The 12,593-nt window shown below is 35.7% G+C and carries 15 protein-coding genes and 2 riboswitches; of the genes, 11 read left to right on the top strand and 4 right to left on the bottom strand.

The window, feature by feature from the left end; all coding sequences use genetic code 11:
• Window positions 1–5: 5 nt before the first annotated feature.
• The 3 genes from HRG09_RS13275 to HRG09_RS13265 form a co-directional block, all read right to left on the bottom strand.
• On the bottom strand, window positions 6–548 hold the full coding sequence (locus tag HRG09_RS13275; RefSeq protein ID WP_174101246.1) for a DUF3267 domain-containing protein: 543 nt from the start codon (window positions 546–548) through the stop codon (window positions 6–8).
• Window positions 549–666: 118 nt separating this feature from the next.
• Window positions 667–1,980, bottom strand: coding sequence for an anaerobic C4-dicarboxylate transporter family protein (locus HRG09_RS13270; RefSeq protein ID WP_174101245.1), 1,314 nt, complete (start codon window positions 1,978–1,980; stop codon window positions 667–669).
• A 236-nt stretch (window positions 1,981–2,216) separates the two neighbouring features.
• Complete coding sequence (locus HRG09_RS13265) at window positions 2,217–2,597, bottom strand: cytochrome-c oxidase (RefSeq protein WP_174101244.1); 381 nt, start codon at window positions 2,595–2,597, stop codon at window positions 2,217–2,219.
• Between the two features lie 131 nt (window positions 2,598–2,728).
• A riboswitch (TPP riboswitch) is annotated at window positions 2,729–2,830 on the top strand.
• 104 nt (window positions 2,831–2,934) lie between these two features.
• Here HRG09_RS13265 and HRG09_RS13260 point away from each other — a divergent pair.
• The 5 genes from HRG09_RS13260 (at window position 2,935) to HRG09_RS13240 (ending at window position 7,755) form a co-directional block, all read left to right on the top strand.
• Entirely contained in the window at window positions 2,935–3,255 is a 321-nt protein-coding gene (locus HRG09_RS13260; RefSeq protein ID WP_174101243.1) for an MTH1187 family thiamine-binding protein, read from the top strand.
• Window positions 3,227–4,003, top strand: coding sequence for an ABC transporter permease (locus tag HRG09_RS13255; protein ID WP_174101242.1), 777 nt, complete (start codon window positions 3,227–3,229; stop codon window positions 4,001–4,003). Before HRG09_RS13260 ends, HRG09_RS13255 begins: the two co-directional genes overlap by 29 nt.
• A complete protein-coding gene (locus HRG09_RS13250) occupies window positions 4,000–4,998 on the top strand; it encodes an ABC transporter substrate-binding protein (protein WP_174101241.1) in 999 nt (332 codons plus the stop codon). Before HRG09_RS13255 ends, HRG09_RS13250 begins: the two co-directional genes overlap by 4 nt.
• Entirely contained in the window at window positions 4,995–5,744 is a 750-nt protein-coding gene (locus HRG09_RS13245) for an ABC transporter ATP-binding protein (RefSeq protein ID WP_174101240.1), read from the top strand. Before HRG09_RS13250 ends, HRG09_RS13245 begins: the two co-directional genes overlap by 4 nt.
• Before the next feature lie 469 nt (window positions 5,745–6,213).
• Entirely contained in the window at window positions 6,214–7,755 is a 1,542-nt protein-coding gene (locus HRG09_RS13240; protein WP_174101239.1) for an ABC-F family ATP-binding cassette domain-containing protein, read from the top strand.
• A 64-nt stretch (window positions 7,756–7,819) separates the two neighbouring features.
• Here the strand turns inward: HRG09_RS13240 and HRG09_RS13235 are convergent, their stop codons facing one another.
• A complete protein-coding gene (locus tag HRG09_RS13235) occupies window positions 7,820–8,137 on the bottom strand; it encodes a hypothetical protein (RefSeq protein ID WP_174101238.1) in 318 nt (105 codons plus the stop codon).
• 195 nt (window positions 8,138–8,332) lie between these two features.
• Window positions 8,333–8,446: riboswitch (SAM riboswitch) on the top strand.
• 88 nt (window positions 8,447–8,534) lie between these two features.
• Between HRG09_RS13235 and HRG09_RS13230 the strand changes: the two genes are divergently transcribed.
• The 6 genes from HRG09_RS13230 to HRG09_RS13205 all read left to right on the top strand — a co-directional run bounded on the left by HRG09_RS13230 (window position 8,535) and on the right by HRG09_RS13205 (window position 12,349).
• Window positions 8,535–9,347 (top strand): MetQ/NlpA family ABC transporter substrate-binding protein, encoded by an 813-nt coding sequence (locus HRG09_RS13230; protein WP_174101237.1) that lies wholly within the window; start codon window positions 8,535–8,537, stop codon window positions 9,345–9,347.
• Between the two features lie 12 nt (window positions 9,348–9,359).
• On the top strand, window positions 9,360–10,400 hold the full coding sequence (locus HRG09_RS13225; RefSeq protein ID WP_174101236.1) for a methionine ABC transporter ATP-binding protein: 1,041 nt from the start codon (window positions 9,360–9,362) through the stop codon (window positions 10,398–10,400).
• Window positions 10,375–11,043 carry a methionine ABC transporter permease gene (locus tag HRG09_RS13220; protein WP_174101235.1) on the top strand — a complete coding sequence of 223 codons (669 nt, stop codon included), beginning with the start codon at window positions 10,375–10,377 and terminating at the stop codon, window positions 11,041–11,043. Before HRG09_RS13225 ends, HRG09_RS13220 begins: the two co-directional genes overlap by 26 nt.
• A 350-nt stretch (window positions 11,044–11,393) precedes the next feature.
• Complete coding sequence (locus HRG09_RS13215; protein WP_174101234.1) at window positions 11,394–11,765, top strand: DnaJ family domain-containing protein; 372 nt, start codon at window positions 11,394–11,396, stop codon at window positions 11,763–11,765.
• 10 nt (window positions 11,766–11,775) lie between these two features.
• Window positions 11,776–12,090: a thioredoxin family protein gene (locus HRG09_RS13210; RefSeq protein ID WP_174101233.1), complete on the top strand. Its 315-nt coding sequence runs from the start codon at window positions 11,776–11,778 to the stop codon at window positions 12,088–12,090.
• Between the two features lie 13 nt (window positions 12,091–12,103).
• On the top strand, window positions 12,104–12,349 hold the full coding sequence (locus HRG09_RS13205; RefSeq protein ID WP_174101232.1) for a hypothetical protein: 246 nt from the start codon (window positions 12,104–12,106) through the stop codon (window positions 12,347–12,349).
• Window positions 12,350–12,593 lie beyond the last annotated feature (244 nt).

Below are 12,593 nucleotides of genomic sequence, written 5' to 3'. Positions count from 1 at the left end.
AATTGTCAGCTCTTATTTTCTAAGGCAATGCATCCAGGTTCGCTCGGATGATCTTGAATCATTGTTTCGCTGGGAAGGTTTTTGATGAGCTGATAAATCATCATATCACCTACACCGCTAGCCACTAGACCTACACTAACAAAAGTAAGTAAACCATATTCAAATGTAATACCGATTAGGAGCGGAATGATTCCTGTCACAATGACTGGGAGTAGCAGGGCTTTTTTATAATTTTGATTTTGCATAGGTATTTTGCAATGAGCATAGGGCATGAAATAACGCAGGATAATACCAAACTTAATGTCTTTATAACCGGCTTTTCCGAAAACAATAAAGCCGATTGCATGTAACAATTCGTGCGCAATTATCAATACGAAGTAAAGCACAAAAGAGGTTGTTAAAAATATATAATCAAGATTAATAGAAATTCCCCATAATAGAGAATAAATAATAAAAGTGATAATTCCCAATAGAAGAAGAGAAATATTAGCTATTTTTGTGCATTTTTTTACATCGATTAACAATTCTTTTTTCTCGCTTTGTACCATATTTCACCTCGAATAAATACTTTTCATATGAATTATATAACAAAAAATTCCTTTTTTAAGTTATGTGTGTAAAAAAAGGTACAAACCTTTTTATGATAAAAGATTTGTACCTGTAACACTAAAACATAATTGAAATTAACAACATCCCAATTCCAATGGAAGCAAACGTTGCGACAAGACCAGGAATCATAAAGCTATGATTTAATACATATTTACCGATACGTGTTGTTCCTGTACGGTCAAAATTGATTGCGGCAACGATTGTCCCATAGTTTGGAATAAAGAAATATCCGTTTACGGCAGGGAACATCGCAATGAGAAGTGCTGGTGAAATACCAAGTGATAATCCAAGAGGCATTAAAGCACGTACTGTTGCTGCTTGGCTATACAGTAAGATAGATAGGATAAATAACGCAATAGCGAATAACCATGGTGCACTTGTTACTAAATGTTGAATGGATCCTTGAATCATATTTAAGTTTCCGTTAAAGAATGTGTCTCCCATCCAAGCGATACCGAAGATTGCCACAACAGCTGTAGCACCGGCTTTAAAGACATTTCCAGATACAATGCTTTCTACATTTGGTTTACAGAAGATAATAATAAGAGCAGCAATTGTAAGCATGACCATTTCGATTGTATTTGGCATAGAAAGACGAACTAATTTTCCGTCTATCATCCATCCTGGACGAAGTGTTTCGAATGAACCAAGAAGAACAACAAGAACAGTTGCGAATAAGAAAAGAATAACAGATAATTTGGCACCTTTCGCACCGATAAATTCTTTCTTTTCTTCAAGTTTAGGAATCATACCTTCTTTTAAACGCTTTAAGTATTCTGGATCTTTATTTAACTCTTTGCCCATTTTGCTTGCAACGAAAGCCGCTAACATACAAGCAATAAAAGTAGAAGGAATACTCACTTTTAAAATATCTAGCAATGTAATTTTATAATCAGCTAGCATTGCTAAAAGGGCCACTGTTGCAGCAGAGATTGGACTTGCTGTAATTGCTTGTTGTGAAGCGATAACGGCAATTGACATCGGGCGTTCCGGTCTAATTCCTGATTCGCGTGATACCTCCGCGATAACAGGAAGTACGGAATAGGCAACGTGTCCAGTTCCAGCACACAATGTAAATAAATAAGTTACAATTGGTGCGAAGAATGTGATGCGCTTTGGATTTTTACGAAGTGCTTTTTCTGCAAGATGGACAAGGTAATCCATTCCGCCCGCAGCTTGCAGGGCACCGGCAGCAGTAATGACTGCTAAAATCATCAGCATAACGTCAATAGGAGGAGCGGTAGGTTGTAAGTGGAAGACAAAAACGAGGATTGCCATACCAACTCCACCCATTACTCCTAGGCCGACTCCGCCAAGGCGTGCGCCGATAAAAATGCAGACTAGTAAGGTAAGAAATTGTAGCCAAAACATGATAAAATACCTCCAAAATCCATATGGTAAGATATTTTTTGAATAATTTAATTTGAGTGATAATTATTAAATTAAACAAATGAAGTTCTGTTATATAAACCTTTTTTATTATATAACACATAAAAAGTAACATTCATTATATTTAGTAAAATTATTTTAAGAAAATGTGAAATGAGGATGTTAAGAGGGGAAAAGAAAAAAGCAGAAACGAGTTTATTCGTTTCTACTTTTTCCTTTTAAAGAATGCTATTGTTTTCTTTTATATGCACAAAAATATTAATAGTAAAGATAATAATGGAAAGAACAACAAGAATACTTCCACCAGCAACAAAAGGGATAGCTGCATGGTAACCGTAAATCTCAAAGGCAAGTGCAATCATCATAATCGGTAGTCCGATATTTAAGAGCCAAAAATGTAATTTACCAAGTTTTGAGGTGCCAGCTTCTTTGAAAATATAATATAAAATACCAGCTATCATCATAGAAGTCCATCCTAGTAATAAAACATGCACATGAACTGCGGTCAATTTGAAATTAGATGAAATTGACATAAATAATCCCATACAAACACCGATGACAAAATAAATAGAAGAGATTTGAATGAAGCGAATTCCCATTTTTATCCCCCTTAATATACTTGTAGTTTTGCTATGATAAAATATATGACCAATAGATTGTAAGCAGTATTATATTATAAAAAAATGTGCATTTGTTTGTTTGAAAAAATAAATCATGCTACAATGAAAACGAATTAAGACCGGGGAGCCAATTGGCTGAGAGGATGTAAGTAAGCATCGACCCTCAACCTGATCTGGATAATGCCAGCGTAGGGAGTTACTTAAAGTGATGTAAGCACATGTTATTGTATAATAACTTGCATACAAGGCTTTCCTGCGTATTTTGCAGGAAAGCCTTTTCTTTTTACAAAACATATTTTGCAAGGGGGATTTTAGTATGTCACAACAAGTTACCATTTCATTTTCAGTTGTACCACAAGCGAAAACGCAAGATGTGTATTCCGTTGTTGATAAGGCGATTGAAGTCGTACAACAATCTGGTGTTCGCTATGAAGTAGGTGCAATGGAAACAACGCTGGAAGGAGAATTAGACGTGCTTCTTGATGTTATTAAGCGTGCACAACAAGCTTGTGTCGATGCTGGAGCAGAAGAAGTGATTACTTCTATTAAAATTCACTATCGTCCAAGTACTGGTGTAACGATTGATGAGAAAGTTTGGAAGTACCGTGATGAATATGAAAAACCAGAAACGATTTAACATAACAATTACAACGATTTGGCTTATCCTTCTCATTACTATATGGGAAGGATCTGTTTCATTATTTCGAATTGAACCGTGGATTTTGCCAAAACCTTCTGTGATTGTTCAAGAGCTAATTGGAATGAAAGATTTATTGTTACCAAATACAATGCAAACACTACAAGAAGTTGTAATTGGTTTGTTTTTTGCGATTTTACTTGGAACAAGTATTGCAATTATTATGGATGTTATTCCGCTATTTCGCATTTTAATTAACCCGTTACTTGTTATCTCACAAACGATACCGATTGTCGTGCTAGCACCTTTATTTATTATTTGGTTTGGATATGGGATGCTTCCAAAGGTGATGGTCGTTATTCTTGTTTGTTTCTTTCCAATTGCTCTCAGTATTTTAGAAGGCTTTCAAACAGTAGATAAAAACATGCTTAAGTTATTACAAACAATGCGTGCAACCAAATGGCAAATCTACCAAAAGGTAAAATTTCCAGCCGTGCTTCCATACTTTTTCTCGGGGCTGAAAATTGCCGTTACATATAGCGTGATGGGAGCGATTATTGGGGAATGGCTTGGCGCGAGTGAAGGATTAGGTGTCATGCTTACGCGTGCAACAAAATCCTTTTTAACAGCGCGTGTATTTGGAATCGCAGCAATTATCGTCATGGTGACATTACTCTTGTATTTTATCGTAGAATTTATGGCAAGACTAACAGCACCATGGATCTATAGAAAGGACGATAAAAAATGAAAAAAGGTTTAAAAGTTATGCTAGCAGCGTTGTTAGCTGTAGGCGTGGTCGGTTGTAATGCGGCGAAGAAAGAAGAGAGTCCAGATAAAGAAAAGAAAGTAAAAGTTGTTTTAGATTGGTTTCCAAATACGAACCATACTGGGTTATACGTAGCAAAGACGAAAGATTATTATAAAAAGCAAGGGTTAGATGTAGAAATCATTCAGCCAGGTGATAACGTATCGGCAGAGCAAATGATTGCATCAGGAAAAGCGGACTTCGGTGTAAGTTATCAAGAAAATGTAACATCAGCTCGCGTTGAAGGAATCCCGGTCGTTTCTATTGGAGCAATTATTCAACATAATACATCTGCATTTGCATCGTTGAAAAAAGACAATATTACTTCTCCGAAAGATTTTGAAGGAAAACGTTATGGAGGTTGGGGAGCACCAGCAGAAGAAGCGACGCTAAAAACAATTATGGATAAACATCAAGCTGACTTTAGTAAAGTGGAAAAGATTGTTCTTGGACAAACTGATTTCTTTAAATCAATTGGTAGAGATGCAGATTTTGAATGGATTTATTATGGCTGGGATGGTATTGAAGCGAAACGACAAGGAAAAGAATTAAATACAATTATGGTAAAAGACTTAGATCCAGCATTAGATTTCTATAGCCCAGTCATTATTACAAGTGAAAAACATACGAAAAATGATAAAGACTTTGTGAAAAAATTCATGAATGCAACAGCAGAAGGATATAATTTTGCAATTAAAGAGCCAAAAGAAGCGGCTGATATTTTAATTAAAAATGTACCAGATATTAATAAAGAACTAGTACAAGAGAGCCAGAAGTGGCTAAGTACAAAGTATCAAGACGATGCAAAAGCATGGGGAGTGCAGAAGGAAGAAGTTTGGACGAATTACATGAATTTCTTATATGATAACAAAGTTATTAAAAAGAAAATTGATGTGAAAGATGCCTTTACAAATGAATTCCTTCCAAGTGAAAAATGAACGGATTACAAATAAAAGATGTTGTAAAAGCATTTGATGGAAAAAATGTACTAGAAAAGATTAGCGCTTCTATACAAGAAGGTGAGTTTGTCTCATTTGTAGGTCCAAGTGGTTGCGGGAAAAGTACGTTATTAAATCTGATTGCGAGCGTTGAAGAGGCGACTAGCGGTGAGGTAATCTACAACGATACTCTCGTTCAAAAGAAGGATATTGTAAGTTATATGCCGCAGCAAGATTTGTTGCTTCCGTGGCGCTCAGCACTGCAAAATATTGTTTTGCCATTAGAAATTGATGGAAAGCCAAAAAAAGAGCGATTGGCAGAAGGTATGGAAGCGTTGAAGCAATTTGGTTTAGCTGAATACGCAAATCATTATCCAGATGCATTGTCAGGTGGTATGCGTCAGCGCATTAGTTTCCTTCGTACGTATTTATGTGAAAAACCGATTATGTTGCTTGATGAACCTTTTGGTAAGTTAGATGCATTTACAAAAATGGAAGTGCATCGTTGGCTTTTAGATTCTTGGCATCAAGAGAAGCAAACGATTGTGATGGTAACGCATGATTTGGATGAAGCAATTCTATTATCTGATCGTGTATTTATTCTATCGCAAAGGCCAGCGACGGTTGTTGGTGAAGTGCATGTAAAATTACCACGTCCTCGTACAATGGATATGCTGACATCCATTGAGTTAAAAGAAGACAAAGAGAAGATTTTAGAGATATTAGCTCCTTATATGCGGAAGTAACAAAAGCCTCTTAATAATTTTTGGTATAATGATTGTTAAGAGGCTTTTTTGTGTGGAAATCGTTAATTTTAGATGTTACAAGTCCTTACGCAATGGAGAAGATGTATGAAGAAATTTTTTTGTGAAAAAGAGGAACAAACAGATTTATAACGAATAAAATATAAGAGCATGGTACATGCTTATTATAAGACAATAATGATTTATAAAGGAGTGAAAGGATAAGATGACTTTATCAACTGTTCTTCAAATGGTTTTAGCTTGATATGGGAGAAGTCTGCCCATTTTTAAAGTTTAAGCCAAATTGAAGACAGCAGATAAAGAACCTTAATCCTTTTTTACAATAATATTTTGTGATGGGTAAGGTGTATTCACCTTACCCATTTTTCATGTATACACAATTTAATAAGACCTTTATTTTGCTGTTCTCTCTATTTGGCTTGTTAGCGATAAAGAAAAGGAGAGAACAAAAATGAGTGTATTAACAGTAGAAAATCTTTCGCATACGTATGGGGATAAAACCATTTTATATAATGCTTGCTTTCGGTTATTACAAGGTGATCATGTTGGACTTGTAGGAAGTAATGGTGCCGGAAAATCTACATTGCTTCGTCTTTTAGCAGGAGAGATTTTACCAGATGGGGGAACAATTGAATGGTTTCCACATGTGAAAGTCGGTTTTTTACAGCAGCATATTGATCTACAAGAAGGAACAACAATAGAAGAATATTTGCAAAGTGCATTTTCTCATCTGTATAAGGTTGAACGTGAAATGATGGGTATTGCTGATAAGATGGCAAAGGAAACAGATTTAGAGAAGTTATTAGTACAGTATGGGGAATTACAAAATAAACTAGAAGGCTCAAATTTTTATCAACTTCATACAACAATAGAAGAAGTAGCAACTGGTTTAGGCTTGTTAGATTTAGGGATGAAAAAAGATGTTTCAAAATTAAGTGGTGGTCAGCGCACAAAGTTATTACTTGGCAAGCTTCTTTTAGAGAAGCCACACGTTTTATTACTTGATGAGCCGACAAATTATTTAGATACGCTTCATATTGATTGGCTAAGAGCATATTTACAAACGTATGAGCATGCTTATATTGTCGTTTCACATGATGAATCATTTTTAAACAGTATTACGAATGTGATTTATCATTTAGAAGGGAAAACAATAAAGCGCTACGCGGGGAGTTATGAAAGCTTTTTAGAAAGCTATCAACTTCAGAAACAACAATTACAAGCAGCTTATACAAGGCAGCAAAAGGAAATTGCAAATTTAGAGGGTTTTATTCAAAAAAATAAAATCCGAAAAGCAAAGCAAGCAAAAAGTCGTGAAAAGGTATTGGAGAAAATGAAAAAGGTTGGAAAGCCTAACGATGCACAAAGGCCGCGTTTTCATTTTCAAGTTCACAATGAGCCTGTGAGCCGCATATTACAAGCACAGCAGATCCAAATTGGTTATGCAGAACCATTGTTTACAGCCCTTAATTTACAAGTGAAAAGGGGCGAAAAGATTGCAATTGTTGGGCATAATGGAATTGGAAAAACCACAATGTTAAAAACATTACTAGGGCAATTAAAACCATTAAGTGGAACCGTAAGTATTGGAGAACGAGTACACCCTGCATATTTTGCTCAAGAAGAATTTGCGAAAGAAATTACGCCACTTGAGCAAATCTGGTCAGGACGTCCGGATATGACGCAAAAAGAAATCAGGCAATCTTTAGCAAGATGTGGTTTAAAGGAAGAGCATATTCGGCAGTCTCTTCACTTGTTAAGTGGTGGAGAACAAACAAAGGTACGTTTATGTGAGCTTATGTTAACGCGGAGTAATGTATTAATTTTAGATGAACCAACCAATCATTTAGATGTGTATGCGAAAGAAGCGCTAGAAGAAGCTTTGCAAAATTATCAAGGAACGGTTTTACTCGTTTCTCACGAGCCATCTTTTTATGAGTCTTGGGTGACACGAATTTGGAATTTGGAGGAAATGAATCGTACTAAAAAATAAGAGGGAAAGTTATTTAGGAGTATAAAATGAAAGCAGCCACAAAAAGTGGCTGCTTTCATTATGTTCATTGATTTACTTGCAAACGTTCTTGAATGAACAACAGCAACCTAACGATGCTGTCTTCTGTGTAAATATCAAATTTTTGTCGATGAAATTCACCATGTTCGTGATAGAAAATACATTCACCTTTGCCGGCAACTTCGTCTATTGACATATGAAAACTAAGAGGTGTCGCTACAATTGATCCGTTATCATCCCTTAAAAGAATTTGGCATAGCGTTTTTTGTTGTTCAACCTCATATAAAAAATCGTAATGAAAGGGTTGTGTTAGTTTTTCTATTTGAGATAGGAGTAGGGTTTGTATAGATGATGATTCACTCATAAAATGTAACCTCTTTTCGTGTATGTGCTGTTACTAAGTATAGTAATGATGCACATACTTTGTACATAGTAATTGCTCACTATTTCTATGATGTTTCAAAATGAAAATAAAATATATTCAGAAAAATACGATTGACAAAAATTTTTGAAAGATTTACTATTAGTACCATAACTTTTTGAAAAATTCATACAAATACTCTTATCCAGAGAGGCGGAGGGACTGGCCCTATGATGCCCGGCAACCGAGCTTATGAATAATAAGCTAAGGTGCTAATTCCTGCAAAACGATTTTCGTTTTGGAAGATAAGAGAGGAGCCTATTTTGTTTATTTGACACCTCTCTTATTTGAGAGGTGTTTTTTGTTTGAAGAGAGAGAATATATGTGGGGGGAACTGTATATGAAAAAATTGTTGTTAAGTATTGTAAGCGGAACGGTATTATTACTAGGTGCATGTAGTGCTGATTCGGGTACGGAGGCAAAAGCGCTAGATGAGAAAAAAGTTACAGTTGGTGTGACTGGGGGGCCACATGAACAAATTTTTGAAAAAGTAAAAGAAGTAGCAGCAAAAGATGGGGTGCAAGTCGACATAAAAGTATTTAATGATTATGTAGCGCCGAATGTATCGCTAGATGAAAAAAGCATTGACGTAAATAGTTATCAAACGAAGTCTTATTTAGATGTATTTAAAGCAGAACGCAATATGAAACTGACAGAAGTATTTTCAACGGTCACGTTCCCAATGGGAGTATATTCTAAAAGTTTGAAAGATGTAAAAGAGTTAAAAGATGGAGATGCGATTGCTGTACCCAATGATCCAACGAATGAACTTCGAGCGTTAAAACTATTTGAAAAAGCAGGCGTTTTAAAAGTGGATCCGAAAGCAACAGAAAAAGCAACTGCAAAAGATGTCATTGAGAATCCGAAGAATTTAAAAATTGTTGAATTAGAGGCATCGCAACTACCAACGCAATTAGGTGAAGTGAAAGCTGCAGCCATTAATACAAACTTTGCATTAGGTGCAAAGTTAAGTCCAGCTAAAGATTCTATTTTCCGTGAAGGAAAAGATTCACCATATGTGAACTGGGTAGTTGTTCGTACGGAGAATAAGGATGATGAAGTTGTAAAAAAACTGAAGAAAGCGTATCAGTCTAAAGAAGTAAAAGAGTTTATCGAGAAAAAATTCGATGGTTCTGTTTTACCGTCTTGGTAGGAGCTGAATATCATGATTGAATTGAAGAATGTTTCTAAAGTATTTACAACAAAAAAAGGTAAGATAGAAGCTCTGAAACCAACTTCTCTTAAAATAGAAAAAGGAGAAGTGTTTGGAATCATTGGATATAGCGGTGCAGGTAAAAGTACATTAATTCGTTGTGTAAACTTATTAGAAAAACCAACAACAGGTAACGTAATTGTAAATGAAAAGGATTTAACAACCTTATCTACAAAAGAGTTAGCAAAGGCGAGACAAAAAATCGGGATGATTTTTCAAGGATTTAACTTATTAAAAACAGTCAACGTTTATGAAAATATTGCATTACCTTTACGATTAGCTGGGATTTCAAAAACGGAAATTGAAAAGAGAGTAGAAAAGTATTTACGCATTGTTGATCTGTTTGATAGAAAAGATGCGTATCCAAGCGAGCTTTCTGGTGGACAAAAACAGCGTGTTGCAATTGCACGTGCGTTATCTTATGAACCAGAAGTGTTGCTAAGTGATGAAGCGACAAGCGCATTAGATCCTGAAACAACGGAGTCGATTTTAGATCTGCTACTAGAAATTAATGAGAAAATTGGGATTACGATTTTACTTATTACACATGAAATGAACGTCATTCAGCGCATATGTGATCGAGTTGCTGTGATGGAACAGGGCGCTATCGTAGAAAGTGGAACAGTGAAAGAGATTTTTACAAACCCACAACATAAAACAACGAAAAAATTTGTGAATAGTGCTTTAGCGGTTAAGATTCCGGAAGAAATACAGAAAGAACTAAAAAATACTGGTGAAATTGTAACGTTGTCCTTTGTCGGAAACTCTTCAGGAGAACCGGCACTTGCTGTTGCTACAAAGCGATTTCAAGTATACCCCAATATTTTATCGGGGAATATTACACAACTGAAATCAGAATCATATGGTAAACTCGTTGTTCATATGCAAGGTGAAAAGCACGAGGTAAAACGGGCTTTAACGTTTTTAAGGGAACAAGGAATTATCGTAGAAAGGGGAGAAGAAGAGTATGGGAAGCAAGTCCTTTTGGGATGAATGGAGTAAGATGATATGGGAAGCGACAATTCAAACTTTTCAAATGACATCCATTTCACTACTTATATCAGTCATTATTGCATTGCCACTTGGCGTCACACTTGTTTTAACAAGACCTGGTGGTCAACTTGAGAATAAAATCGTATATCCTATTTTGAATACGATTATTAATGTGATTCGTTCTATTCCATTTATTATTCTACTATTCTTCATTTTACCGTTTACGAAGCTACTTATGGGGACTTCAATTGGTGTGAAAGGTGTAATTGTACCGCTTGTTGTTTTTACAGCTCCTTATATTGCGCGGTTAATGGAAACGGCTTTACTAGAAGTGGATCGTGGTGTGATTGAGGCATATCAAGCGATGGGAGTTTCTACAGTAAAGATTATTTGGCACGTTATGGTGAAAGAAGCGCGTCCATCTCTTGTATTAGGACTTACAATTGCGACGATTGGTTTAATAGGTGCAACAGCAATGGCTGGACTTGTAGGAGCAGGTGGACTTGGGGATTTAGCATATCGATTTGGCCATTTACGGTATGAACCGGAAGTGATGTATGCAACGGTATGTATCTTAATTATTCTTGTTCAAGGCTTACAGTCTCTAGGAAATGGGATTGCTAGAAAATTGAAGAAAGATTGACGAAATGCGGTGGCTCTATTATAAGAGTTACCGCATTTTTTTATTTTTGGAGTATATAAACCAAAATAAAAAACGTCATAAATCCTTTCTTTTTAGGTGGAAGAGAGGAGGCGATTATGCATAGCGGCGGTTATATTCTGTTCCTGCACCATGCCAGGTTAAAACGAAAAGAGAAAATGAGTGAAAGTCACTTGTTCTTCTTCGGAACAGTGACTTATATGTCGAAAAATCAAAATGGGTTTATATAGGTATAAATAAATATGGAACCTGATTTTTTGTACACCATATTATGGTATAATTAGAATTTTTAATGTAAAATAATAGTAAAAATATGTAAGGGAGGGAGCAGCATGGATGTTTTCTTAAGCATTGCTGAAGAAAGGATTCGTCAAGCAATCAATAATGGTGACCTTGATGATCTTCCAGGTAAAGGGAAACCACTGCAATTAGAAGACCTTTCAATGGTACCTCCAGACCTTAGAATGAGCTACAAAATTTTGAAGAATGCTGGAATGATTCCGGCAGAGATGGAATTACAAAAGGATATGTTGAAAATAGAGGATTTAATCGCTTGTTGTTACGATGAAACAGAACGAGCAAAATTAAAAGAGGAGTTAACAGCAAAAACTCTTCGGTTTCAACAGTTAATGGAGAAGCGAAAAATAAAAGGAAATTTGGCATTTCGTATGTACCAAGACCAAATGTTTCGTAAATTGCGTTAAGAGGGATGGCATGAGAAATTTTCAAACGATAGAAGAATTAGTAGCATATATTGAAGCAAAAGATGTAGTGCTTTTATTCATCAAAACGGAAAATTGTGGTGTTTGTGATGTGATGTTAGAGAAAGTAAACCACTTATTAGAACAATATCAAGTTGTGGAAAAAATTGTAACTTCATTACGGGATATGAAAAAAATTTCAGCGGAGTATTTAGTATTTACAGGGCCAACCGTTTTATTATTTCATGAAGGGAAAGAGATACTGCGCGAGTCACGATTTATTTCCTTAGAGAAGATAGAACGAGTATTACAATTATTAGAAGAATAAAGGAGGGACTTATATGGGTTTTGTGATAGCGGCATTATTATTTTTAGTTTTCATTGGGGTGATTGTCAAATCAATTAGAGGGAATAAAAGAAAAGTAAATCTTTATAAAACAGGTAATGGTGATAGTACGACAACTACTACCTCTACACCATTTTTCTTTGCGGGGTCTGATAACTCAAATGACTGCGGAAGTTCTTTTTGGGGAGATAGTGGTTCTTCGGGCGGTGATGGTGGTAGCTGTGGCGGCGGTGGAGATTAATGAGAAATATGCTCTTTATGGGCGTATTTCTTTTTAAACAAACGTTTGATTAGTTAGCTTGAAGCCGCATAAAACCAGCTAAACAAACGTTTGTTTAAGAGTTTATCCCACCTCAAAATTCAGTGAAAGCAAAGAAGTTAGGTAGGGGATCAACTGCCCGTAAAAGCCCGATTGGTTCAACTAATAATCAGTGGGGAATGAAGAAAACCCTCACTGATTAAAGTTTCACTTTATAAGTTTAATC

This window comes from Bacillus sp. Xin1 (genome assembly GCF_013314535.1).
Classification (GTDB): domain Bacteria; phylum Bacillota; class Bacilli; order Bacillales; family Bacillaceae_G; genus Bacillus_A.
This window is presented reverse-complemented; position numbering and strand designations above follow the sequence as displayed.

Bases quoted from the DNA above. Each gene is read 5' to 3' on its own strand.
- HRG09_RS13255 (WP_174101242.1), top strand. From the start codon at position 3,227: ATGAATATGAAAAACCAGAAACGATTTAACATAACAATTACAACGATT.
- HRG09_RS13250 (WP_174101241.1), top strand. From the start codon at position 4,000: ATGAAAAAAGGTTTAAAAGTTATGCTAGCAGCGTTGTTAGCTGTAGGC.
- HRG09_RS13235 (WP_174101238.1), bottom strand. From the start codon at position 8,137: ATGAGTGAATCATCATCTATACAAACCCTACTCCTATCTCAAATAGAA.
- HRG09_RS13220 (WP_174101235.1), top strand. From the start codon at position 10,375: ATGGGAAGCAAGTCCTTTTGGGATGAATGGAGTAAGATGATATGGGAA.
- HRG09_RS13275 (WP_174101246.1), bottom strand. From the start codon at position 548: ATGGTACAAAGCGAGAAAAAAGAATTGTTAATCGATGTAAAAAAATGC.
- HRG09_RS13230 (WP_174101237.1), top strand. From the start codon at position 8,535: ATGAAAAAATTGTTGTTAAGTATTGTAAGCGGAACGGTATTATTACTA.
- HRG09_RS13210 (WP_174101233.1), top strand. From the start codon at position 11,776: ATGAGAAATTTTCAAACGATAGAAGAATTAGTAGCATATATTGAAGCA.
- HRG09_RS13245 (WP_174101240.1), top strand. From the start codon at position 4,995: ATGAACGGATTACAAATAAAAGATGTTGTAAAAGCATTTGATGGAAAA.
- HRG09_RS13205 (WP_174101232.1), top strand. From the start codon at position 12,104: ATGGGTTTTGTGATAGCGGCATTATTATTTTTAGTTTTCATTGGGGTG.
- HRG09_RS13240 (WP_174101239.1), top strand. From the start codon at position 6,214: ATGAGTGTATTAACAGTAGAAAATCTTTCGCATACGTATGGGGATAAA.
- HRG09_RS13215 (WP_174101234.1), top strand. From the start codon at position 11,394: ATGGATGTTTTCTTAAGCATTGCTGAAGAAAGGATTCGTCAAGCAATC.
- HRG09_RS13265 (WP_174101244.1), bottom strand. From the start codon at position 2,597: ATGGGAATTCGCTTCATTCAAATCTCTTCTATTTATTTTGTCATCGGT.
- HRG09_RS13270 (WP_174101245.1), bottom strand. From the start codon at position 1,980: ATGTTTTGGCTACAATTTCTTACCTTACTAGTCTGCATTTTTATCGGC.
- HRG09_RS13260 (WP_174101243.1), top strand. From the start codon at position 2,935: ATGTCACAACAAGTTACCATTTCATTTTCAGTTGTACCACAAGCGAAA.
- HRG09_RS13225 (WP_174101236.1), top strand. From the start codon at position 9,360: ATGATTGAATTGAAGAATGTTTCTAAAGTATTTACAACAAAAAAAGGT.